Origin of the sequence: Microlunatus sp. GCM10028923, assembly GCF_042666975.1 — a bacterium.
In the GTDB taxonomy this organism is placed as follows: domain Bacteria; phylum Actinomycetota; class Actinomycetes; order Propionibacteriales; family Propionibacteriaceae; genus Microlunatus.
In genome coordinates this window covers 124240-146510 of the sequence record NZ_JBHTFF010000019.1, presented here as the reverse complement: position 1 = coordinate 146510, position 22271 = coordinate 124240, and the positions used below count along the sequence as shown (strand labels likewise).

General features: G+C 70.2%; 20 protein-coding genes and 1 riboswitch. Of the genes, 6 read left to right on the top strand and 14 right to left on the bottom strand.

The window, feature by feature from the left end; translation table 11 throughout:
- Window positions 1-12 precede the first annotated feature (12 nt).
- A complete protein-coding gene (locus tag ACFQU4_RS33565; protein ID WP_377500640.1) occupies window positions 13-1377 on the bottom strand; it encodes an aminotransferase class V-fold PLP-dependent enzyme in 1365 nt (454 codons plus the stop codon).
- Between the two features lie 45 nt (window positions 1378-1422).
- Window positions 1423-1525, bottom strand: a riboswitch (SAM riboswitch).
- Between the two features lie 115 nt (window positions 1526-1640).
- Between ACFQU4_RS33565 and ACFQU4_RS33560 the strand changes: the two genes are divergently transcribed.
- Window positions 1641-2567, top strand: coding sequence for a hypothetical protein (locus tag ACFQU4_RS33560; protein ID WP_377500638.1), 927 nt, complete (start codon window positions 1641-1643; stop codon window positions 2565-2567).
- Window positions 2568-2765: 198 nt separating this feature from the next.
- Window positions 2766-4523: a 2-isopropylmalate synthase gene (leuA, locus tag ACFQU4_RS33555; RefSeq protein ID WP_377500636.1), complete on the top strand. Its 1758-nt coding sequence runs from the start codon at window positions 2766-2768 to the stop codon at window positions 4521-4523.
- Window positions 4524-4611: 88 nt separating this feature from the next.
- Here leuA and ACFQU4_RS33550 read toward each other — a convergent pair whose 3' ends face one another.
- The 6 genes from ACFQU4_RS33550 to recO form a co-directional block, all read right to left on the bottom strand.
- Window positions 4612-5553 carry an aminoglycoside phosphotransferase family protein gene (locus ACFQU4_RS33550; RefSeq protein WP_377500634.1) on the bottom strand — a complete coding sequence of 314 codons (942 nt, stop codon included), beginning with the start codon at window positions 5551-5553 and terminating at the stop codon, window positions 4612-4614.
- Between the two features lie 5 nt (window positions 5554-5558).
- Window positions 5559-7313, bottom strand: a complete 1755-nt coding sequence (locus ACFQU4_RS33545) for an ABC transporter ATP-binding protein (protein ID WP_377500632.1) — start codon at window positions 7311-7313, stop codon at window positions 5559-5561.
- A complete protein-coding gene (locus ACFQU4_RS33540) occupies window positions 7310-8986 on the bottom strand; it encodes an ABC transporter transmembrane domain-containing protein (protein ID WP_377500630.1) in 1677 nt (558 codons plus the stop codon). Before ACFQU4_RS33540 ends, ACFQU4_RS33545 begins: the two co-directional genes overlap by 4 nt.
- Window positions 8987-9044: 58 nt before the next feature.
- Complete coding sequence (locus tag ACFQU4_RS33535; RefSeq protein WP_377500628.1) at window positions 9045-9983, bottom strand: hypothetical protein; 939 nt, start codon at window positions 9981-9983, stop codon at window positions 9045-9047.
- Between the two features lie 95 nt (window positions 9984-10078).
- Window positions 10079-11623: a M1 family metallopeptidase gene (locus ACFQU4_RS33530; protein ID WP_377500626.1), complete on the bottom strand. Its 1545-nt coding sequence runs from the start codon at window positions 11621-11623 to the stop codon at window positions 10079-10081.
- Complete coding sequence (gene recO, locus ACFQU4_RS33525) at window positions 11610-12350, bottom strand: DNA repair protein RecO (RefSeq protein ID WP_377500624.1); 741 nt, start codon at window positions 12348-12350, stop codon at window positions 11610-11612. The genes ACFQU4_RS33530 and recO overlap by 14 nt, the downstream gene beginning before the upstream one ends.
- Before the next feature lie 18 nt (window positions 12351-12368).
- On the opposite strand from recO, the gene ACFQU4_RS33520 reads away from it, so the two are divergent.
- Together ACFQU4_RS33520 and ACFQU4_RS33515 are read left to right on the top strand one after the other, a co-directional pair.
- A complete protein-coding gene (locus ACFQU4_RS33520) occupies window positions 12369-13142 on the top strand; it encodes an isoprenyl transferase (protein WP_377500622.1) in 774 nt (257 codons plus the stop codon).
- A 356-nt stretch (window positions 13143-13498) separates the two neighbouring features.
- Window positions 13499-14083 (top strand): nucleotidyltransferase domain-containing protein, encoded by a 585-nt coding sequence (locus tag ACFQU4_RS33515; protein WP_377500620.1) that lies wholly within the window; start codon window positions 13499-13501, stop codon window positions 14081-14083.
- A 21-nt stretch (window positions 14084-14104) separates the two neighbouring features.
- Here the strand turns inward: ACFQU4_RS33515 and ACFQU4_RS33510 are convergent, their stop codons facing one another.
- From ACFQU4_RS33510 to ACFQU4_RS33480, 7 genes are all read right to left on the bottom strand, one after another.
- Complete coding sequence (locus tag ACFQU4_RS33510) at window positions 14105-16147, bottom strand: hypothetical protein (RefSeq protein ID WP_377500618.1); 2043 nt, start codon at window positions 16145-16147, stop codon at window positions 14105-14107.
- A 132-nt stretch (window positions 16148-16279) separates the two neighbouring features.
- On the bottom strand, window positions 16280-16681 hold the full coding sequence (locus ACFQU4_RS33505; protein WP_377500616.1) for a Fur family transcriptional regulator: 402 nt from the start codon (window positions 16679-16681) through the stop codon (window positions 16280-16282).
- A 10-nt stretch (window positions 16682-16691) separates the two neighbouring features.
- Window positions 16692-17693, bottom strand: coding sequence for a metal ABC transporter permease (locus ACFQU4_RS33500; protein ID WP_377500614.1), 1002 nt, complete (start codon window positions 17691-17693; stop codon window positions 16692-16694).
- Window positions 17690-18505 (bottom strand): metal ABC transporter ATP-binding protein, encoded by an 816-nt coding sequence (locus ACFQU4_RS33495; RefSeq protein WP_377500612.1) that lies wholly within the window; start codon window positions 18503-18505, stop codon window positions 17690-17692. The genes ACFQU4_RS33500 and ACFQU4_RS33495 overlap by 4 nt, the downstream gene beginning before the upstream one ends.
- Window positions 18496-19338, bottom strand: a complete 843-nt coding sequence (locus tag ACFQU4_RS33490) for a metal ABC transporter substrate-binding protein (RefSeq protein ID WP_377500610.1) — start codon at window positions 19336-19338, stop codon at window positions 18496-18498. Before ACFQU4_RS33490 ends, ACFQU4_RS33495 begins: the two co-directional genes overlap by 10 nt.
- A gap of 245 nt (window positions 19339-19583) precedes the next feature.
- A complete protein-coding gene (locus ACFQU4_RS33485; protein WP_377500608.1) occupies window positions 19584-19874 on the bottom strand; it encodes a DUF6703 family protein in 291 nt (96 codons plus the stop codon).
- Between the two features lie 29 nt (window positions 19875-19903).
- Complete coding sequence (locus ACFQU4_RS33480) at window positions 19904-20380, bottom strand: DUF3592 domain-containing protein (protein ID WP_377500606.1); 477 nt, start codon at window positions 20378-20380, stop codon at window positions 19904-19906.
- A gap of 75 nt (window positions 20381-20455) precedes the next feature.
- Between ACFQU4_RS33480 and ACFQU4_RS33475 the strand changes: the two genes are divergently transcribed.
- Together ACFQU4_RS33475 and ACFQU4_RS33470 are read left to right on the top strand one after the other, a co-directional pair.
- Window positions 20456-20782, top strand: a complete 327-nt coding sequence (locus tag ACFQU4_RS33475) for an antibiotic biosynthesis monooxygenase family protein (RefSeq protein WP_377500604.1) — start codon at window positions 20456-20458, stop codon at window positions 20780-20782.
- A gap of 57 nt (window positions 20783-20839) precedes the next feature.
- Window positions 20840-22231 (top strand): glycine--tRNA ligase, encoded by a 1392-nt coding sequence (locus ACFQU4_RS33470; protein ID WP_377500602.1) that lies wholly within the window; start codon window positions 20840-20842, stop codon window positions 22229-22231.
- The last annotated feature ends 40 nt before the right edge of the window (window positions 22232-22271 follow it).

Here is a 22271-nt window from a genome sequence, read left to right as displayed (position 1 = left end):
AACGTTGTGGTTTCAGCCCCTGCAGCCGGTGCCGCCGGTCTCCAGTTCGGGCAGCCAGTCCGGCGCCGGCCGCGGATCCGGTACCGGCTGAATCCGGCCGTCCACCTCGTCGTACGTCCACTCCGGCCCAACCTCGACCAGCCGGTGCAGCCCGGTGATCAGCGCGTCCACGTCCGCGGACGATGAGCCCAGGCCGACGCTGACCCGGATCGCTCCGTCGGCGCAGCCGAGCCGGTTCAGCAGTGGATGGGCGCAGAACTTGCCGTCCCGGACGCCGATCCCGTGCTCGGCCGACAGATAGGCCGCGACCAGGCCGGCGTCGAAACCGTCGACCGTGAACGCGACGATGCCGACGGTGTCGGTGCTGTCGTCGAAGATCCGCAGCAGCCGTGCCCCCGGCACCTCGGTGAGACCGGCCCGCAGCCGGTCGGTCAGCGCCCGCTCGTGCCGGTCCCGACGCAGCCGGCCGAGGCCGGTCAAGGTGCGGCAGGCCGCGGCGAGGGTGACCGCGCCGAGCACGTTCGGGGTGCCGCCCTCGTGCCGGGCCGGGCCGGTGGTCCACTCCGTCTCGTCGGTACGGACCCGGCGGACCGCACCGCCGCCGGCCAGATAGGGCGGCGCCGCATCCAGCCAGTCGGCGCGGCCGACCAGGACCCCGGCACCGAACGGCGCGTAGGTCTTGTGGCCGGAGAAGGCCAGATAGTCGATCCCGCTACCGGCCAGGTCGACGTCGCGGTGCGGCACCAGCTGGGCGCCGTCGACGGCGAGCCGGGTGCCGGTCCGCCGGCACAGTTCGGCGATCCGGTCCAACGGCAGCGTCTCGCCGGTCACGTTGGACGCGCCGGTGATCGCGAGCAGGGCGACCTCGGGCCGGGCGAGTTCGGCGGCCAGCAGGTCGAGCGTCTCCGCCAGGGTCGGCCGGGCGGTGATCACGGTCGCGCCGCGCTGCTGCCAGGGCAACAGGTTCGCGTGGTGCTCGATGTCGAGACAGACCACGTCGAGGTCGGCGGGAACGGCCCGGGCCAGCAGGTTCAGGGCGTCGGTGGTGTTGCGGGTGAAGATCACGTGGTCGTCGGCCCGGGCCCCGGTCGCCGCGGCGATGGTCCGGCGGGCCTGCTCGTACGCGGTGGTACTGGCCGCCGACGCGTAGCCGGCGCCGCGGTGCACGGACGCGTAGTAGGGCAGTGCTCGGCCGAGCTCGTCCAGCACCTCGGACAGCGCCGGCGCGCTGGCCGCGTAGTCGAGGTTGACGTACCGCGTCGTGCTGCCGTCCACCAGCGGGACCTCGAGGTCGGCGCCGCTGACCGTACGCAATGCGGGGATGGACGGCTGCCGCCGCAGGTCGGTGGTGGTACGGGATTCGATGACGACAGACATCGCCGGCTCCTCATGATCATGGGGCCTTGGATCGTTGTCCGCTACGGCCCGCGCTTGCCAGGGGTGGCCGTGTGTTCACCCGGGGCACCCCGCCGCGGAGGAGGGTTGCCGACCAGCAAGCCGGGGCTGAACGCTGGTACTCGTCACACGTACTTCTTGCCGACCATTGCAACCGACCGTGCGACCCGGCGCAACCCGATTGGTCACATTCTGAGAATGCTGTCCGGGTTCTGAGATGGCCTGGGCTCGCTAGGGTGACCGCCATGGATCAGGGCATCTCGGCATTGATCATCGTCTGCGGGTTCGTGATCGGTTTCGTGGGGATCGCTGTCGCCAGCCGGCGCCGCAAACACCGGCTCCGCGCCGAGACCGACGATCTCGGTCGCCGGCTCGGGGCGCGCTGGTTCACCGCGGAACTCGGGCTGCCGTTCGGGCGGGTGGCCGATCCGCTCACCGACACTCCGTACACCGGGACCGGCAAGGCCTTCGACTACGCCTTCGCCGCCGAGTACCGCGGCCGCCGGGTGGTCCTGCTCGAGTACTCGACGCAGACCGTGACCTCGGGGTCGACCAGCCGGACCTCGCACCACTCGATCCAGGTGCTCGGCCCGCGGACCACGCCGATCAAGATCATCTCTCGCGCACTCGCACTGCCGACCGTCCTGTTCGGTGGGCTGACCGAGGCCCCGACCGGGCACGCCCGGTTCGACGAACAGTTCCGGGTGCTGGCCAAGGATCCGGCGACCGTCGCCGGAGCCGTGCCGCCGTCGGTGATCGACTGGCTGCTGGCCCACCCGCAGGGGCAGGCGGCGATGATCACCTTCGCCGGCGACGGCTTCGAGATCGCCATGCCAGGTCCCTTGCCTGGTTGGGATGCGACCCGGACCCTCAACGAGCTCGTCGATCTCGCCGACGTGTACGAGTCCGGCGCCGTCCGCCTGAGCCAGCGGTTGGAGCTGACGACTCAGCAGCCGCCCGGCAACAAGGCGTTGTCGATCGGCGCCGGCTGTCTGATCGGCGCCACGGTGATCTTCTGGATCACCGCGTTCACGATCAGCAACCCGTCCAGCGGCCTGGTGGTGATCGCCGTCCTGGTCGGCCTGGTCGCCGTCGGTGTCCTGCTCAATCGCCTGCTGGCCCGCCGCCGCAGCCCGGGCGCGACCTCGCCCTCCGGGCCTCCCGGTCCCTGAGCGTTCAGTCCACCCGTCCCGCGGTGGCGCCGGTGGTTGGGTGGCCAAAGCCAGGCCGATGTGGCTACAGTGGGCGACATGACCTTCTGGTCTCTCCTCCTTCGCTGCCGCAGCGAGGCCCGCTAAGGGCTGGCACCCTCGCTGCGGAGTTCGTGCGTCCAGCCGAACAGGAGTGATCCGAGCAGCGAGGAATCTTTCATGATCAGCAACACCACGCCGGCCGACGCGACCCGCCCGCAGTCCGTACCGGTGCAGCAGCCCAGCCCGATGCCGTTCCAGCGTTACCGCGCGTACACCCCCATCTCCCTGCCCGACCGCACCTGGCCGGAACAGCGGATCACGGAGGCGCCGCGCTGGTTGTCCACCGATCTTCGGGACGGCAACCAGGCCTTGATCGACCCGATGACCCCGGCCCGGAAGCTCCGCATGTTCGAGCTGCTGGTGCGGATGGGTTACAAGGAGATCGAGGTCGGCTTTCCGTCGGCGAGCCAGACCGACTTCGACTTCGTCCGCCAGTTGATCACCGAGGGGCGGGTCCCCGAGGACGTCACGATCTCGGTGCTGACGCAGGCCCGGGAAGACCTGATCGAGCGGACCGCCGAGTCCCTGGTCGGTGCCAAGGCCGCGACGATCCATCTGTACAACGCGACCGCGCCGCTGTTCCGCCGGGTCGTCTTCAAGATCGACAAGGCCGAGTGCCTGGCGCTGGCCACCCGCGGCACCGAACTGGTGGTGAAGTACGCCGAGCAGCACCTGGGCGACGTCGAGTTCGGCTACCAGTACTCGCCGGAGATCTTCACCGGCACCGAGCCGGAGTTCGCGGTCGAGGTCTGCAACGCCGTGATGGACGTGTGGCAGCCGAGCGAGGGACGGGAGATCATCCTGAACCTGCCGGCGACGGTGGAGATGTCCACCCCGAACACGTACGCCGACCTGATCGAGTGGTTCGGCCGCACCGTCCGCAACCGCGAGCACGTGGCAATCAGCCTGCATCCGCACAACGACCGCGGCACCGCCGTCGGCGCCACCGAGCTGGCCCTGATGGCCGGCGCCGACCGGGTCGAGGGCTGCCTGTTCGGGCACGGCGAACGGACCGGCAACGTCGACCTGGTCACGCTTGGCATGAACCTCTTCTCGCAGGGCATCGACCCCAAGATCGACTTCTCCGACATCGACGAGATCCGTCGCACGGTGGAGTACTGCACCAATCTGCCGGTCCATCCGCGCCATCCGTACGCGGGCGACCTGGTGTACACCGCCTTCTCCGGGTCCCACCAGGACGCGATCAAGAAGGGGCTGGAGGATCTGGAGTCGAAGGCGAAGGAGCAGGGGATCGAGGTCTCCGAGATCGCCTGGGAGGCGCCCTACCTGCCGATCGACCCGCATGATGTCGGGCGTACGTACGAGGCCGTGATCCGGGTCAATTCCCAATCAGGCAAGGGCGGCGTGGCGTACATCATGAAGAGCGAGCACGCCGTCGACCTGCCCCGCCGGCTGCAGATCGAGTTCTCCCAGGTGGTCCAGGCGCGGACCGACTCCGACGGCGGCGAGATGACCCCGGACGTGTTGTGGGAGATCTTCTCCAGCGAGTACCTGGACCCGGAAGCGCCGCTGCATCTTGATCATGTGATCGGTGCGACGAGCAGCGAGGCCGGCGACACGGTGTCCGCCTGGGTGATCGACCGCGGCGAGGTGAAGGAGGTCGGCGGCGACGGCAACGGCCCGGTGTCGGCCTACGTCGACGCGGTGTCCGCCCTCGGCTACAAGGTACGGGTGCTGGACTACACCGAGCACGCTCTCAGCTCCGGCGGCGACGCCATGGCCGCCGCCTACGTCGAGGCCGAGGTCGGCCAGGGTGAGAATGCGAAGGTGGTCTGGGGTGTCGGCGTCCACGCCAACATCGTCACCGCCTCCCTCCGCGCGGTGACCTCGGCGATCAACCGCGCGCACCGCTGACGAGACGCGAACAGGGCGGGACCGGTGCAACGGGTCCCGCCCTTTTGCGTGCCGTCATTCGGCGGGATGATCCGGGCTTGAGGACGGTTCAGGGCAGGAGCCGGTGGACGAGGCGAGCGGACCAGAGATCGCCTTGCCGATCTTCGAGTTCGGCCGGCGTCGCACCCTCCTCGGCACAAGCGGCCACAGCATCGGTGATCAAGCGGGTGAACAGCCAGGCCTTCGTGCGTCCGGCGTCGAAGCCGAGCCGCTCGCAGAACTGATCGATCTGCCCGTCCCACGCGGCCTCGGGATCGGCAAGATCACCTTTGCGGAACAGCAGGTACTGGACGGCGTCGTAGCCCGGATCTCCCACCATGGGCAACGGATCGATGGCCAACCAGGACTCCCGGCCGTCGGCCAGAACGTTGTGCTGGTGGAAATCCCCGTGCAGCAGGACCTCATCCGTCGTGGGCGTGGCGAGCCCGGTGAGCCACTCGACGGCGGCCTCCAACAACCAGCGGTCGAAGGGCGATCCGCAGCGCTCGAAGCGTTCCGGGAGCGATTCGCGGACCAGCCGGGCACGCTCGGCCAGTCCGGTGAACCCGCCCGAGGCCGGCGGGGGTCGGTGCAGGCGAGGCAGCAAGACGGCCGCAACGCGATCCTGATCATGGTGTTCCAGCTGATCCAGGGTCAGCCCCGGTAAGCACCGTTCGATCAGGATCGCCCCGCTGACTTGATCATGGTCCAGCAGCCGTACGGCGCCGTGGCCCGCCCAGAGCCGCAGGGCGTCGGCCTCGCCGGCCCGGGCACTCGCCGGAAGCGTGCCGAGGTCGATCGAGGCCGGCATCGGCACCTTCAGCACGACCTCCGCCGACCCGCGCGTCGCCGCGACCACGAGGGCGACATGGCCGTTCTGGAACGGTTCTCCGAGCCGCAGGTCCCACTCGGAACCGAGCCGGCGACACAGGTCGGGCAGCGACGCGAGCCAGGCCCGACGCTCGGCGCTCTGGGACGCCTTCACCCTGAGTCGCTCCGGAACGTCCACCATGGTGATCAGCGGTCCTGGGACCAGACCCGCCACAGCTCGGCGTACCGGCCGCCGGCGGCCAGAAGTTGATCATGGCTGCCCTGCTCGGCGATCCGGCCGTGGTCCAGCACGATCACCCGGTCCGCCGCGGCGGCCTGGCTGAGCCGGTGGGCGACGATGAGGGCGGCGCGGCCGGCGATGGCACGGTCGGTCGCGCGATCCAACAGGCCGGCGCTGGTGCTGCCGGCCTCGGCGGTCGCCTCGTCCAGGATCGCGACCGGCGGGTCGAGCAGGACCAGCCGGGCCAGGCCCAGGTGCTGCACCTCGGCCGCGGTCAACGGATGTCCGTGGGCGCCGACCTCGGTGTCCAGGCCGTCCGACAGCCGGTCGACGAGGTCCTCGGCGCCGACCGTGTGCAATGCCCGGCGGAGCCGGTCGTCGTCAGCTCCGGCGTCGGCCAGGGTGAGATTGTCCCGGACCGTACCGGCGAAGACGTGCACCTCCTGGGTGATCAACACGACCGGGCCGGTACGTCGTTCGATCGTCCCGGCCGCCGGTCGATGGACGCCGGCGATCAAGGCGGCGAGGGTGGACTTGCCGGCGCCCGAGTTGCCCACCAGGGCCACCCGTTCGGTGCGACCAAGATCGAGATCGATGCCGGCGAGGACCGGATGATCATCGTGGTACGCGAAGCCGAGATCCCGGATCCGGACCGCCGGGCCCTCCGGCACCACCCGCGGCTCGGGGAGGTCCGGCGCATCGGAGGCCGACTCGTATCTGATCACGCCGACGATCCGGCCGAGCGAGGCCAGCGCCGACTGCAGGTCGTCCACCACGATCAGCAGCTGGTTGATCGGATCGAAGAGGCGGAGGAAGAACAGCATCGCCGTCGTGGCGGCGCCGATCGTGCCGAGGTCGCTGCGGACCAGGAGGAAGCCGACCACCAGGATCGCCGTCATGCCGAGGAATTCGGCGAAGTTGAGCCGGCCGAAGAACCGGTTCTGCAACACCCGGGCCCGCAGCGCCCAGCCGACCACCTCCCAGGACGCGGCGGCGATCCGGCGGCTGTGCCGCCCGCTCAGCCGGTACGCCAGCACGGTGTCCAGCCCGCGCAGCCCGGCCAGCACGTGGTTCGCCCGCTCGGCCATCGCGGCCCGTTCCGCGGCGTAGACCGGCGGGGCGACGCGGAGGTACCAGCGCACCGCAAGCACGTGCACCGGGATGATCACGAGCAGGGCGAGCGCGTACCGAAGATCGAGGACGGCCATGCCGGCGAAGGTGAGCACGATGGTGAACAGCGATCCGGTCAGGGCCGGCGTCACCCGCGGCACCGCCTCCGCGACCCGGGCCACATCGTCGCTGGCGCGGCTGATCAGGTCGCCGGTGCCGGCCCGTTCGACGACCGGCTGCGGCAGCAGCAGGGCCCGGGTCACCATCCGCTCCCGCAGCGTGGCCAGCACCGACTCGAACAGCCGGGCCGACCACACCACCCCGACCCCGGTCAGGGCAGCACCGACGATCCCGCTGCCGGCCATGATCACGCCGAGCTGCCAGATCCGCTCCGCGCCGCCGCCGGTGTTGATCGTGTCGACGATCGCACCGAGCGCGGCCGGCATCGCCAGTCCCGCCGCGTTCGCCGCGACCAAGATCAGCACCAGCAGGGCCAGCTGGAGCCGCCGGCCGCGCAACGCCAGCCGTACCTCGGCCAGCACCTCCCGCCGGCCGGCGATCGGCAGCCGCTCCGGCCGGTCGGTGGCGGTCCGGCTGACGGTCGCGGTCATGGCTTCGCTCCCAGGTCGATCACGCGGTCGACGACCGAGAGCCAGGCCGGCGCGGTGGTGATCACGATCGTGGTCCGGCCCGGCCGGGCGGCCCGGACCCGCCGGGCGATCTCGGCCTCGGTGACCGAATCGACCGCGGTCGTCGGATCGTGCAGCACCAGTACCGGTGCGTCCCGGGCCAGCGCGCGGGCCAGGGCCACCCGCTGCCGCTGACCGCCGGAGAGCCGGGTGCCGGCCTCGCCGACCGCGGTCCGGACCCCGTCCGGCAGGACGTCGACCAGGTCGGCCGCACCCGCCTGGTCGAGCACCCGGCCGGCCCGTACCTCATGATCATCGTTCGGGCCGGACAGGCCAAGATTGTCCAGAACCGTTCCCTCGAAGAGATCCGCGGCGTGCGGGGCGAGCAGGATCTCGGCCCGGATCGCCTCCGGCGGATAGTCCGTGACGCTGACGTCCTGATAGGTCAGCCGGCCGGCCTCCGGTGCCCGGCGCGCCCCGAGCAGCTCGACTAGCTCGGCCGCCTCGGCGCCGCCGCACCGGATCGCGACGAACTCGCCCGCCTCGATCCGGAGGTCGAGCGGGCCGAGCGTCTCGACGACCGCGCCGGTGAAGCCCACCGAGCCGGGCGTCCCCGCCGCCGCAACGGTACGGGAGCCGTGCGGCACCGGCGGGGCGGTCAGGACGGCCAGCACCCGGGCCGCGGAGGCCTGCGCCGACGCCCAGATCGGCCCGACGTTGGCGGCGAACATCCGCAGCGGCCCGATGATGAACTGGGTCAGCCCGACCACGGTGATCAGGCCGCCGACGCTGAGCCGGCCGCTCAGCGCGAAGAGGCCCGCGGCTACCGCGATCGCGGCGACGAAGATCGTGCTGACACCGGACATGGCCCCCAGGTAGCCGCCGAACGCCCGCCGGGCATGCAGCGTGCCGGCGAGCGCCTCCCGGCTCACCTGCCGGTAGCGTTCCGCGGCGGTCCGCTCGGCCCGCAGCCCGCGCAGCACGCGGTAGCCGGTGACCAGGTCGGCGGCCCGGCCGGAGGCGGCGGCGGCCAGGGCCTGTTCGCTCTCGCTGCGCCGGCGCAGCGGCCCGCCGGCGCGGTCGAGCAGCAGCAGCATCAGCGGGGCGCCGATCAGGACGGCCAGGCCGAGCGGCCAGCAGAGCACCAGCAGCACGATGCCGGCGAAGATCACGGCCGCGAGCTCGCCCACCGGATAGATGGCGAGGAGCACCGCGAGGGACAGCCGGTTGACGTCGGCGGTAGCGACGGACAGTGCCTCGCCGGGGAGGCGGCCGCGAGCGCTTGCGTCGCCGGCAGGGTCGAGCAGCCGGTCGGTGACCCGCCCGCGCAACTGGTGCTGGACCACCTGCAGGCCGAACTCGCCGATCCGGGACCCGAACCGGTAGGAGAACGACAGGACGGCGAAATCGACCGCCAGCAAGGCGATCCAGAACAGCAGCTGACCAAGATCACTGGTCGCCAGCGCACGATCGATGGCCAGCCCCATGATCACCGGCACCAGGCCTTCGCCGAGCTGGTGCAGGACGGCGAGGACGGCCGCGCCGAGGGCGTACCCACGGCCGGCCAGGATCGTCCGCAGCACCAGCCGGCGTGGAGTGGTCGTGGAGTCGACGACGATCGGCCGGCCGGTCCGTTGGCCGCTCCCGACAGTCACCTGATCAAGTTAGCGTACCCTAACTTCGAATGTCGAGGTGATCGTCGACACAAGGGGCCTAGCCGACCAGGCGGATCGCGGCGGCGGGCAGGGTGCGCAGCATCGGGTGGTCCTGGGGCTTGCCGGCCGGGTCCTCGGCCCAGGTGGTGTCGGAGGCCGGGGTCACCATCGAGATCATCAACACCCGGTTGCCGGCGCGGAGCAGCCCGATGCTCTCGGTGGTCGGCTTCGCCTTCCGGAACTGGTACTCCAGGCGCAGGTGCTCGGCCACGATGCCCTCGGGCAGCGGCACCGGCCGGACCGCGACCGGGCTCGGCTGGACGTACCCCTGCTGGCGCAGCAGGGCCGGGCACTCCCGGACGCTGCGGCCCAGTTCGGCGTACGCGGTCTCGGCCTCCGCCTCGGTGGGGTAGTCGACCGCGACCGCGGTGCTGCGGCCGACGCCGGTCAGCGTGTAGTCGCGGCGGAGCAGGGTGGTCGGGTTGGCCAGGACGGTCATCGACGGCAGACAGACCGACGGCGGCCGGTCCCCGGTGGCGTCGCTGGCGGGTTCCTCCTGCCACTCACCCGAGGTGCGCCAGAAGAGGTCTGCCGAGGTGGGCAGGTTCGTCTCTCGGAGCGGCGGCACCTGCTGCTCGGGACGCGGCGGGGTGCTCTGCGACGGCGGCCGCGACTGGGTCGAGACCTGGGGCGTCGGCGAGGGGGAGGGCGCCCGCGACGGCGTCTCCTTCTGCTTCGGCTCGTCGTCGGGCCCGTCGTCGGAGGAGTGCGAGTGCTCGTTCACCATCGGGGTCTGCGCCTTGCTGGCCGGCAGTTCGGCCAGCGAGGTCGCCGGCGGGGCGCTGGCAGGCTGGGCTGCCGTGGTCGCCGGGCTGGGCCGGTTCACCACGACGAAGATCACGCCCAACACGGCCATCGCGATCATCGCGATGCCGACGACGCCGAGAATGCGCCCAGTGCTGGGCGAATTCGGCGTCGATGACCGGCGCTTCCGCACCCGTTCCTCCTACTCGATGCCCCCGAGTACGACTTCGTGTCCGATCCCGGGTTCGGGGCCGTTCCCGATCCGGTCGCAGACTCCGCACAATACCGTCAGCCGAAGCCATTCGCCGCGGTGGGATCGGGTGCCGACGTCGACCGCATCCAGGCGTCGAAGAACGGCCCGAGATCGGTCGACGTCTTGGCCTGCGCGGCCACCATCCACTGCTCGACGCTGCGCGGGCCGGGATTCGCCGCCCACTCCCTGGCCAGAGCGAAGAACGCCTCGTCGCCGAGCAGGGTGCGCAGGGCCTGCAGAGTCATCGGGCCGCGGGCGTACACGGTGCTGAACAGGTGCTCCCGACCCGGGTCGACCATGGAGATCCGCCAGAAATCGGGACGGTCCTTGACCCTGCCGTACATCCCGGCGAACGACTCCGCCGCGGTCGGCCCGCCGGATCGTTCCCGGTACAGCCACTGGGCCCAGGACGCGTACGCCTCGTTGATGAAGATGTCGTCCCACTGGGCCAGGGTGACGTGGTCCCCGTACCACATGTGGGCCAGCTCGTGCATGATCAACTCCGGCGCATAGTCGTCGTCCAGGATCGACTGCCGCTGGTAGATCGGCCGGGTCTGGGTCTCCAGCCCGCCGAACCAGAAGTTGTGCACCGGGACGACGCCGCCGAACTCGCTGAACGGGTACGGCCCGAACGTCTCCTCCATGATCGTGATCATGGACTCCGACTTCGCCAGCTGGGCGAACGCGATCTTGCGTTCCGGCTCCGGGAGTTGCTCCGAAACGGCGTAGAGGTACGGTCGCCCGGCCGCGACGCCTTCCTTGATCTCGTACTGCCCGATCGTGATGAAGTTGAGATAGGTGGCCATCGGCTGCCGGGCGATCCAGCGCCAGGTGTCGTGGTCCGCCTCGTCGGCGGTGTCCCGCGACTCCAGCCGTCCGACCCCGATCACCTCGAAGCCGGCCGGCACCCGGACGCTGGTGTCCATCAGCGCGACATCGGACGGATGATCATTGGACGGGTACCACCAGGCCGCGCTCTCCGGCTCGCCGGCCGCGGTCCACTCCTGGCCGGTCACGTACCAGGGCCTGGTCTCGCCTCGCTGCAGGGCTCCGGGGTCGCCGGCGTAGTGGATCTCGACCGTGAACTCGCTGCCGGCCTGGACCGGTTGCCGTGGCGTGATCTTGACGTCCTGGAAGCCGGACTTGGCGTGCCGGGCCGGCTCGCCGTTCACCAGCACCTCGGCGACCGGCAGGGCAAGATCAACATAGAACGACGGCAGCGTCTGGCCGGCCCGCGCGTTGATCATGGTCTGTCCGGTCAGCCGCTTCGCGGCCGGATCCCAGTCGACCGAGATCGTGTACTTGATCGCGTCGTAGCCGCTGCTGCCGTACTCCGGGAAGTACGGGTCGCCGACGCCCGGCCGCCCGCCCGCCGGATCGGGTGCCACCACCGGCGGCTGCTCGGTCCACCGGGAGACCAGGAACGGGATCCCGATCGGCACGGCGACGGCCAGCAACCCGGCCACGGCCGTGATCACGGCGATCACGTACGCGACGCGGTGCGGACGATGGCGGACCGGAGTCTCGCCGAAGCGGCCCGACGGATCGGGCGGCCCCCAGCCGGGGTCAACGCTCGACATGCGCCAGTGAGCGAAGGTTGCGATCCAGGTGCCAGGCGACGTAGCCGCCGGTGATCGAACTGGCCTCGGCGACGACCGCCTCGGGCTGGTTCCGGGTCGCCTCCCAGCGGCCTTCCAACAGGGCGCTGAGCAGCGTCAGGGTCTCCGGCGACGGCCGGCTCGACCCGGCCGGCCGGCAGGGCTCGCAGACCACACCGCCGGAGGTGGGGGAGAAGGCGCCGTGCGGACCGGCCAGCCCGCACCGGGCGCAGTCCACGAACGACGGCGCATAGCCGGCGATCGCGACCGCGCGGAGCAGGTAGGAATCCAAGATCATCGACGGCGTCCGCGGTCCGTCCCGGGTGCCGGACTGGAGCACCCGCAGCGCGCCGGCCAGCAGCAAGTAGTGCTGCACCGCCGGCTCGCGTTCCTCGGCGACCAGCCGGTCGGCGGTCTCCACCATCGCGTGGCCGGCCGTGTATTTGCGGTAGTCCTGGCCGAGTTCGTCGCTGTTCGGCTCCAGGGTGACCGCCTGGGTGATCACATCCAGCGACCGGCCCACCGCGAACTGCAGATCGACCCGGGAGAACGGCTCCAGCCGGGCCCCGAACTTGGAGGAGGTGCGCCGGATCCCCTTCGCGACCGCGCGCAGCTTGCCGTGCCGACGGCTGAGGACGGTGATGATGCGGTCGGCCTCACCCAGCTTGTGGGTCCGGAGGACGACGGCCTCATCGGAGTAGGTCGGCACCGGGCTATTGTCCCCCACGTGGCAAGGAGAACCCGGAAGAGCGCGCCGCCCAATCCGCACCCCAGTGGCGCCCGGCCGCCCCGGATCCCGGCGGGCCGACTGCCGCGCCACGTCGCGGTGGTGATGGACGGCAACGGTCGCTGGGCGAAGGCGCGCGGGCTGCCTCGTACCGACGGTCATTCGGCGGGGGAGTCGTCCCTGTTCGACGTGATCGAGGGCGCCATCGAGGTCGGCGTGAAGTATCTGTCGGCGTATGCGTTCTCCACCGAGAACTGGCGCCGGTCGCCGGACGAGGTGCGCTGGCTGATGGGCTTCAACCGCGACGTGATCCGGCGCCGCCGCGACGAACTCGACGCGATGGGGGTACGGATCCGCTGGGCCGGCCGGCGGCCCCGGCTCTGGCGCAGCGTGATCTCGGAGCTCGAGGCGGCCGAGGCCCGCACCGTCGACAACGACGTGATCACCCTGCAGTTCTGCGTTAACTACGGCGGCCGGGCCGAGATCGTCGACGCCGCCCGGCGGATCGCCGAGGAGGCCGCGTCCGGCCGCCTCGACCCGTCCCGGCTCACCGAGGACCGGTTCCGCCGCTTCCTGGACGAACCGGACATCCCCGACGTCGACCTCTTCGTCCGCTCCTCCGGCGAGCAGCGCACCTCGAACTTCCTGGTCTGGCAGTCCGCCTACGCCGAAATGGTCTTCCTGGACCGCCTCTGGCCCGACTTCGACCGCCGCGACCTCTGGCGCGCCATCGAGCTGTACGCCGACCGCGAGCGCCGCTACGGCAAAGCCTGACCCCCTCTCCCAACCCGCTGACCGGGCACAAAAGCAGGCGTTCTGACGGCGTGTCGCTGCGCAAGTGCCCTGTCGGTGCGAGTGGAGCGGGAGGAGCGGGGATGGTGGAGCGATTCGGGGCCCGGTCGGGTTGGGCGGCGATTCGGTTCGTCGGACGGGCGGCGAAGCTGGAGCGATTCGGTCGGGTGGTGCAGTGATCCGGCCCGTCGGATCGGACTGTCCGCGAGCGGTCGGCGTATCCGTGGCGACCCGCGGGATCGGGCAGTCGAGCGGGAGGCTTGTCGCAGAAGCTCTTGAACTCGGAGGGTTCGGGCCTCTGAAGCGCTTTATCGGTTGAGTTGAAGAGGTTCTGCGACATGCAGGAGGTGCCGATGGACGAGCGCGACCTGCTGCGGGCGGTCTCGATTCTTGACGGATTTCCGGGATCCTGGTGGGTCACCGGCGGGTGGGCGATCGACCTCGCCTGCCCCGCGCCGGTCCGGGACCACAGCGATGTCGATCTCCTGGTCCGCGACGACGAAGCGGACCTGCTCTGGGACCATCTGCGTGGCCGCGACCCGGTGATCGAGCATCCGCACAGTCGGGTCAGGCGCGATTGGCGGCGCGGTGACGTGCTCACCGCCGGGCCGGACACGATCGTCCTGGACGGGTTTCCCGGACTGCAGATCCTGGTCGGCCGGTTCGAGGGCGACGTCTGGATCTTTCCGCGCGGGTCGGGCCGGATCCGGCGCCCGGTCGGGCTGATGACCCGGTACGGCCGCCACGGGCTCCCGATCCAGGCGCCGGAGGTCGTTCTGCTGTTCAAGGCGAGGGATCGGCTGGCGAAGAACGACCTCGACTTCTCGGCCGTGGCGGATCTGCTCGACGACGAGCAGCGGGCCTGGCTCCGGCCGGTGATCGCCCGCCGGACTCCCGATCACCCCTGGTTGTCCCGGCTCTGAGGTCGCCAGTACTCCACAGGTTCAGACGGTCAGGTCGACCTTCGCGAGTTTCCGGTCCACCAGCGTCCAGGCGGTCATCGAGGAGCCGATGAAGCCGAGTTGCGGGTAGGTGTACCAGGACCGGCCGAGGTCCTGGTTGCGCAACGTGGCGGTGGTGAGCCCGGGGCCCAGCCGGTAGAGGTGCACGTCGGCCGCGGACTCCGCGATCACGGCAGCGAAGACGTGGCCGCCGTGGCGGACCACCTCGCCGTAGCCGGGCAGCATCCGGACCCAGTTCCCGTCGGCGTCCTTGGAGGAGCCGGCCACCCGTTTGCCCTGGGCGAGATCCCAGGCGAACCAGTAGCCGGACGGCACCTTGTAGACGCCGTAGACGAGCCCGTCCAGGTGGGCGATGCTCATCAGGGCGGTGCCCTCGCCCAGCGGGGTGAAGGTCTGCTCGACGGCCAGCGTGGCCAGGTCCAGGACCGTGATCTGCGCGCCGGCGGCGCCCGGCGGCACCGCCTCGTCACCGGCCGAGCGGTCGCCGGCGAGGAAGATCTTGCCGGCGTCTAGGTCGACCGAGACCACAGCCTGCCCGGGCAGCACGCCCCGCAGCACCTGAAGGCTGTTCGCGACCGCCGGCCTGATCACCGCCAGCGCCCCGTCGGCGACGCCCTTGTTGGGTTTCGTCGCGATGAAGACGCGCCCGGTGGCGTCGTCGACCTCGAGATCCATCGGGCGGTACTGGTCGTTCTGGATCCGGGCCAGGGTCCGCTGGGCCCCGGTCGTGCGGTCGATCGCGTGCAGCTCGGTCGAGGGGTAGACGGCGGCGACGAGGTCGTTACCGCAGACGCCGACCGCCTTGGCCTCACCGCGGACCGGATACCGCACGGAGGCTCCGGTGGCGACGTTGTGCATCGTGACCGCGTTGCGCCCGCCGACCCAGGCCACGCTCGCACTCGTCGAGGCGCAGAGCGAGTGGACGAGTTCGCCGCCCGCCGCCTGCGGTGCGATCTCGGTCAGGTTGCGTTCCTGGTAGGCGCCGGTGGCCAGCACGAGGTCCCAGACGATCCCGTCCTCGGTGCACCCGACGAGCAGTCCCGGGTCGGCCAGGCCGATGCCGGCATGGCGCAGCGTGGACGTGGACTGGGCCAGCTTCACGAAGGAGGTCGAGCCGTCGGACAGGCGGTGGATCGCGCGGTCGACGTCGGCGACATAGAGCGCTCCGGTGACCGGGTCGTGGACGAGCCGGTCCAGCGACGCCGGGGCGGTGAGGGTCTCCAGGCCGGTGCCGTCGAGGTTCATCCGGAGTACGGTGCGGCCGGTCAGGGCGAACACCTTCGCGGCGCTCAGCGCGACGCCGTTGTAGCCGGTGACGGTCACTCCGTCCGGCTTCGGGAGCCGGTGCAGTTCGGTCCAGGCGCCGCCGCTGCGGGGCCGGCGGACCAGGACGCCGTCCCTGGTCGTGGCGACGTAGACGTGGCTGGCGTCGACCGCGAGCCAGCGGGCGTAGAGCGAGGTGCCGGCCGGTACGGCCTGCCCGAGCGAGGTCACGGCGCCGGTGCCGGGGTCGTACTCGCGGACCAGGGCACCGAGGCTCGGATCGTAGATCCCGACGTAGACCTTGCCGTCCGGCGCCACGTCCATCGCGTACGGGAGGTTGCCGAGATTCGTGGCCACCCGGGTGAACGCCTGCGTGCTGGTGCTCCAGCGGTACAGGTCGCTGCCGGACCAGGGCGCCGAATACACGACCGAGCCGTCCGGGGAGGGGTGCAGGCAGTAGGCCCCGTCGTTCTGCTTTCCGTTGGCGCCGGTCACCGGCAGGTGGGAGAGGTTCGTGACCTGTCGGGTGGCGAAGTCGTACTGGAGGTGGCGCACCGGCGAGAGACCGCGGCTGGTCAGATAGCCCGTACTGCCGTGGACGCCGAAGCCGGAGAGTTCACAGGACAGCGAGGCCTCGTCGTACACGGTCGGCGTGGCTGCCTGGGCGCTCCAGGGCGTCGAACTTCCGACCGCCGTCGCCGCGAGGGATACGGCGCCGAGTTGCAGGACCCGACGGCGTCGCAGTGGAGAGGAGAAAGACATGGCGGGACCTCCCGAAGCATGAGCCGGCCGCACCGTCTGTTCGACCCGCGAGAGCACCGTTGCCCGCAGTTCGGTACGTTACGGACGACCTTGACGCACAATAGGGCACGTCCGCAAGAGGTGTCTCAGTGCTCAGTGCTCGGCGCAGGTGCCGAAGATCTCCAGGTCGTGGCTGACCTCGCGGAAGCCGTTCTCCTCGGCGACCCGGGTGGCCCATCGCTCGACGGCCGGGCCGGTCACCTCGACGGTACGGCCGCAGACCCGGCAGACCAGGTGATGGTGGTGCCCGGTCGAGCAGCGTCGGTACGCCATCTCGCCGTCACCGGTCCGCAGCGCGTCGACCTCGCCGGCGTCGGCCATCGACTGCAGGGTGCGGTAGACCGTGGTCAGCCCGATCCGGTCGCCGTTGCCGCGCAGCACGTCGTGGATCTGTTGTGCCGTACGGAATTCGTCCAGGTCGGACATGATCGCGTGCACGGCCGCCCGCTGCCGGGTTCGGCGCTGCGGCGATGCGGTCGCGTTGGTCTCGGGCATGGTGGACAGCTCAGTGCTCGTCGTAGTGACCCGCGTGCGGGGCGTGTCGGTGGCCGTCGTGGACGTAGTCGATGTGATCTCCGTGGCGCACCGGTTGGTGGCCGCAGGCGACGCTGTGCTCGTGCGGATGGTCCGGCGCCGGTTCGTGCGGCGTCGGCTGGTCGAGGTCCTCGCTCAGTTCCGGTAGCACGGGGAGCACTTTACGACGACGGGTCGCAAAGATCGAGAAAGGCCAACTGAGCGCGAACACAGCGATCGCCAGGACGACGATCATCGCGCCGGGCGGGGAATCGGCGTAGAAGGAGGCGGTCGCGCCGCCGACCGCGACGACGACGCCGATCGCGATCGCGCCGATCAGACCGGCGCCGAAGCCGCGGGTCAGGTTCTGGGCGGCGGCCACCGGGATCACCATCAGGGCGCTCACCAGCAGCAGCCCGACGGTCCGCATCGCCAGCGCCACGGTGATCGCGGCGACGACGACGATGATCAGGTTGTAGAGCCTGACCTTGAGTCCCTGCACCCGGGCGAAGTCCTCGTCGGAGGTGATGGCGAACAGTTGCGGGGCCAGCCCGATCGTCGGCACCAGCACCACCACCGTGAGTACCCCGACCATGATCAGATCGCCGTCCGTCACGCTGGTCAGCGAGCCGAACAGATACTGCGACAGGGCCCCGGCCCCGGCTCCGGCGATGCCCGACATCAGCACGCCGGCGGCCAGCCCGCCGTAGAACAGGATCGCCAGGCCGACGTCCCCGGTGGCCTTGCCCTGTTGCCGGAGCAGTTCCACGATCACCGCGCCGGCGACACAGACCACGACGGCGACCGGGATCGGCTGCTGCCCGGTGAGCAGGGCCAGGCCGACGCCGGCGATCGCCACGTGGCCGAGGCCGTCGCCGAGCAGGCTGAGTCGCCGCTGCACCACGTAGCTCCCGATCGCGGGCGCCATCAGCCCGGTCAGCAGGGCGGCGATCAAAGCCCTTTGCATGAAGGGATATTGCAGGATCTCGATCATGGTCGGCCGCTCCCCTGACTGCCGTCCGGCCGGACCAGGTCGGTCTGCTGCAGCATCGCGCCGCCGATCGGATCCGGTTCGGTGGGTTCCTCACACTCGTGCCCGCCGCTGTGCAGCCCGGGAATCCCGGCCAGGCTGCCCTGGTACGCGACGCGTCCCTCCCGCAGCACCACGGCCCGGTCGATCTGTTCGGCGAGCGGACCGATCTCGTGCAGGACGACCAGCATCGCGGTGCCGTTGTCGGTGAGCCGGTCCAGGACACCGGCCAGCACCTGCTGGTGTTCCAGGTCCACCCCGGCGGTCGGCTCGTCCAAGATCAACAACTGCGGCTTCCCGACCAGCGCGCGGGCGATCAGCACCCGCTGCTGCTGGCCGCCGGAGAGCCAGGAGATCCGGTCGCCGGCGCGGGCGCTCATCCCGACCACCTCCAGTGCCTCGGCGACGGCGCGCCGATGGGCCTTCCCGGGCGGCAGGAACGGGGGGCGCTGGGCCAGCAGGCCGGCGCCGACCACCTCGCGGACCGTGGCCGCGCTGGTGCCGATCGTGGTGCGCTGCGGCACGTACCCGATCCGGCGCCAGGCCCGGAACAGTCGCTGCGGGCGGCCGAACAGGGCGATCGTGCCGTGCTGGTACGGCAGCAGTCCGACCACCGTACGGACCAGGGTGGACTTGCCGGAGCCGTTGCCGCCGAGCAGGGCGACCGTCTCGCCGACCCCGACGGTCAGGCTGATCCCGCGCAGAATCGGCAGACCACCGAGCTCGACCGAGAGGTCGGTGGTCTCCAGGACGGTCTCGGCCGAGGTCAGGTGCATGAGTTGGCGGACTTCAGCGCGGTGAGGTTGGCACGCATGATCTCAAGGTAGTCCGTGCCGCGCGATTCCTGGGTGATGCCCTCGATCGGGTCGAGCACATCGGTCTTCAGCTTGAGGTCGGCCGCGATCGACTCGGCGACGGCGGGCGAGACCAGGGTCTCGTAGAAGATCGTGGTGATCTTGTGCTCGGTCGCCTCCTCGTGGATCTCGGCGATCCGGGCCGGCGACGGCTCGGCGTCCGGGCTGATCCCGCTGATCCCCAGCTGGGTCAGGCCGTAGCGCTTCGCCAGGTAGCCGAACGCGGCGTGGCTGGTGATGAACTCCGTACGCTCGCACTGCTTCAGGCCGGTGGCGTACTCCTGGTCGAGGCCGGTCAGCTCCTTGGCGAGCGCGTCGGCGTTGGCCGTGTAGTCGGCGGCGTGGTCGGGATCGATCGCGGCGAGCCGCTCGGCGAGCGCCTTCGCGATGGTGACCATGTTGTTCGGGTCGAGCCAGACGTGCGGGTCGAGGCCCTCGTGATCATGCTCGTCCTCGCCCTCCTCGGTGCTCTCGCCCTCATGATCATGTTCCTCGGCGGCCATCGGCTGCAGCGGGACGACGGTCGTCGTCTCCAGGACGTTGTCGCCGGCGTTCTGCTTCACCCCGGCGTCGACCGCGGGCTGCAGGGACTTCTCGTACACGACGAGATCGGCCTTGGCCAGGCTCGCCACCTGCTGCGGGGTCAGTTCGAGGTCATGCGGCTCGGCTCCGGGCTGGGTCAGGTTCTCGACCTTGGCATGAGGCCCCGCGACGCGCTCGGCGACGAACTGGAACGGATAGATCGAGGTGATCACGGACAGCTGACCAGGCTGCGCCGCGGTCCCTCCGGTTCCGGTTGGCGACCCGCACGCCGCAGCAAGGAGGAGGAGTGACGACGTGACGAGTCCGATGAGCGCGCGCGGGGGCCTATGCATGAAAACCATTTTCAATAAGATACTCGGCTCAGTCAAATCCGGCGGGCTCCGGTGTCAAGGCAGGCAGGGAAAAGGGGACGATCCGGTCGCGGTACGCGGACCTGATCGTCCCCTGGCGGGCGGGTTCAGAAGCGGGTGATCACCAGGACGGCGATCAGCGCGAGCATGACGGCGCGGATCGCCTTGCCGCTGGTCGGGATCGCGGGCCAGGACAGGTACGAGATCCAGGCGATGAAGAGGAAGACCAGCGCGAACGCGACCACGGCGACCGGGAGCGGGGCGAAAGCGCCGACGGCGACCAGGGCGAGGGTGGCGATCGGAATGACCAGGCGCGGCAGGGCCGTCAGGCGGACCAGGGCCGGCCGGCTCACCCGCTCCATCGACTGGCGGAACGTGGGCTGCGTCGACTCGGACATTCGCCAAGTCTGACACGGCCGGCCGGCTGCTACCCGCGAGAGTCCCGGCGGTGACTGATCAGCAGGCCGGTCCCGATGGCGCCGAAGACGACGCCGAGCCCGGTCGTGATCAGGGCGCCGAGCCACAGTTCGAGGAACCCGTCGATCGTCGCGTCGCGCGGTCGGTCCGGCGGGTAGCGCACCGGAACCCGGTCCCCGACCCGGTACATCGGCGGCGACGTGCCCGTCGTGGACGTGAACCTGATCTCCTCGCCCTCGGCCGTCGTGAAGACCACGACGGCGTGGTCCTGGGTGGAGCAGGTCTCGGTCCGGTCGCGTGACGATTGGGAACAACTGGTCCGCTCCTTGTTGTCCACGACCGTCCCCGTCGTGACCGTGCTGTTGCCGAGGAAGGAGATCGTGTTGCCGCCCAGGGCAGCGCCGATGACGAGCAGGATCAGGCCGGCCGACCCGAAGATCAGGCCGATCCAGGGAATCGGTCGCCGCGCGCCGCTGTCGGTGGGCATGGCGGTGAGAATAGTGAGGCCGTGGCCCAGGCGGAGGGCGATGCCGGGCAGGTCGTGCCGCACTAGGCTGTCGTGGTGATCGCGATCAGCCGCTTCCGGGTCCCGGTGGCCGAGGCCGCCTCGTTCGCCGACCGGGCGGCCGCGGCGGTGCGGGTGCTGGAGGCAGCGAAGGGTTTCCGCAGCGTCGATTTCGGGCGCAACCTGGACGATCCGGAGCTGTGGACGATCACCACCCGGTGGGCCGACGTCGGCTCCTACCGGCGGGCGTTGCAGGGGTTCGAGGCCAAGTCCGTCGTGGTGCCGCTGCTCTCGGTGGCGATCGACGAGCCGAGCGCGTACGACGACGCGGAGCTGGTCGGCGAAAACCAGGCCCGGGGTTCCGGGGTCGGGCCGTTATCCTGAGGCGTCGGTACGGATCCCGTACCTATAAATCCATCATCACCGTATTGGAGCAAGCACGTGGCCGCCGCAAGTCGTCTGGACAATGTCACCAGCCTCTGCAAGAGGCGCGGATTCGTCTTTCCGGCCGGTGAGATCTACGGCGGTACGCGCTCCGCGTGGGACTACGGCCCGCTCGGTGTTGAGCTCAAGGAGAACATCAAGCGGCAGTGGTGGCGGTCCGTGGTCACCTCCCGTGACGACGTGGTCGGGCTGGACTCCTCGGTGATCCTGCCGACGCCGGTCTGGCAGGCCTCCGGACACCTCGACGTGTTCACTGATCCGCTGGTCGAGTGCCTCAGTTGTCACCGCCGGTTCCGTGCCGATCATCTGCAGGAGGAGTACGCGGAGCGGAAGGGGATCGACAACCCGGACGATGTGCCGCTGACCGACGTCCCCTGCCCGCACTGTGGCACCCGCGGCCAGTACACCGAGCCGCGCAACTTCAACGGGATGCTCAAGACCTATCTCGGCGTGGTCGAGGACGAGTCCGGCCTGCACTACCTGCGGCCGGAGACCGCGCAGGGCATCTTCGTCAACTTCGCCAACGTGGTGCAGACCACCCGGAAGAAGCCGCCGTTCGGCATCGGGCAGGTCGGCAAGTCGTTCCGGAACGAGATCACGCCGGGGAACTTCATCTTCCGTACCCGCGAATTCGAGCAGATGGAGATGGAGTTCTTCGTCGCGCCCGGGACCGACGAGGAATGGCATCAGTACTGGATCGATGCCCGCACCGACTGGTACGTCGATCTCGGCATCGACCGGGACAACCTGCGGCACTTCGAGCATCCCAAGGAGAAACTGTCGCACTACTCGACCCGGACCGTCGACATCGAATACCGGTTCGGCTTCCAGGGCAGCGAATGGGGCGAGCTGGAGGGCATCGCCAACCGGACCGATTTTGATCTTGGTACGCACAGCAAGCACTCCGGCCAGGACCTGTCGTACTTCGACCAGGCCAACAACGAGCGCTACACGCCGTACGTGATCGAGCCGGCCGCCGGCCTGACCCGTTCCCTGATGGCGTTCCTGGTCGACGCGTACGTCGAGGACGAGGCGCCGAACACCAAGGGCGGCGTGGACAAGCGGACCGTGCTGCGGCTTGATCATCGGCTGGCGCCGGTGAAGGCCGCGGTGCTGCCGCTGTCGCGGAACGAGGCCCTGTCGCCGAAGGCCCGGGATCTCGCCGCCGAGCTGCGCAAGAACTGGAACGTCGACTTCGACGACGCGCAGGCGATCGGCCGCCGCTACCGGCGGCAGGACGAGATCGGCACGCCGTACTGCATCACGGTCGACTTCGACACCCTTGATGATCATGCCGTGACCGTTCGCGAGCGCGACTCGATGACGCAGGAACGGGTGTCGCTGGACAAGATCACCGACTACCTGGCCACCAGGCTGATCGGCTGTTGATCATGGGATCCCGGTAGCCCGGTGCGCCTGCAGTTCGGGA

What these genes read in the sequence shown, in the direction of transcription:
- ACFQU4_RS33565 (WP_377500640.1), bottom strand. Translation starts at nt 1,377, where the DNA reads ATGTCTGTCGTCATCGAATCCCGTACCACCACCGACCTGCGGCGGCAG.
- ACFQU4_RS33560 (WP_377500638.1), top strand. Translation starts at nt 1,641, where the DNA reads ATGGATCAGGGCATCTCGGCATTGATCATCGTCTGCGGGTTCGTGATC.
- leuA (WP_377500636.1), top strand. Translation starts at nt 2,766, where the DNA reads ATGATCAGCAACACCACGCCGGCCGACGCGACCCGCCCGCAGTCCGTA.
- ACFQU4_RS33550 (WP_377500634.1), bottom strand. Translation starts at nt 5,553, where the DNA reads ATGGTGGACGTTCCGGAGCGACTCAGGGTGAAGGCGTCCCAGAGCGCC.
- ACFQU4_RS33545 (WP_377500632.1), bottom strand. Translation starts at nt 7,313, where the DNA reads ATGACCGCGACCGTCAGCCGGACCGCCACCGACCGGCCGGAGCGGCTG.
- ACFQU4_RS33530 (WP_377500626.1), bottom strand. Translation starts at nt 11,623, where the DNA reads ATGTCGAGCGTTGACCCCGGCTGGGGGCCGCCCGATCCGTCGGGCCGC.
- ACFQU4_RS33515 (WP_377500620.1), top strand. Translation starts at nt 13,499, where the DNA reads ATGCAGGAGGTGCCGATGGACGAGCGCGACCTGCTGCGGGCGGTCTCG.
- ACFQU4_RS33510 (WP_377500618.1), bottom strand. Translation starts at nt 16,147, where the DNA reads ATGTCTTTCTCCTCTCCACTGCGACGCCGTCGGGTCCTGCAACTCGGC.
- ACFQU4_RS33505 (WP_377500616.1), bottom strand. Translation starts at nt 16,681, where the DNA reads ATGCCCGAGACCAACGCGACCGCATCGCCGCAGCGCCGAACCCGGCAG.
- ACFQU4_RS33500 (WP_377500614.1), bottom strand. Translation starts at nt 17,693, where the DNA reads ATGATCGAGATCCTGCAATATCCCTTCATGCAAAGGGCTTTGATCGCC.
- ACFQU4_RS33495 (WP_377500612.1), bottom strand. Translation starts at nt 18,505, where the DNA reads ATGCACCTGACCTCGGCCGAGACCGTCCTGGAGACCACCGACCTCTCG.
- ACFQU4_RS33485 (WP_377500608.1), bottom strand. Translation starts at nt 19,874, where the DNA reads ATGTCCGAGTCGACGCAGCCCACGTTCCGCCAGTCGATGGAGCGGGTG.
- ACFQU4_RS33480 (WP_377500606.1), bottom strand. Translation starts at nt 20,380, where the DNA reads ATGCCCACCGACAGCGGCGCGCGGCGACCGATTCCCTGGATCGGCCTG.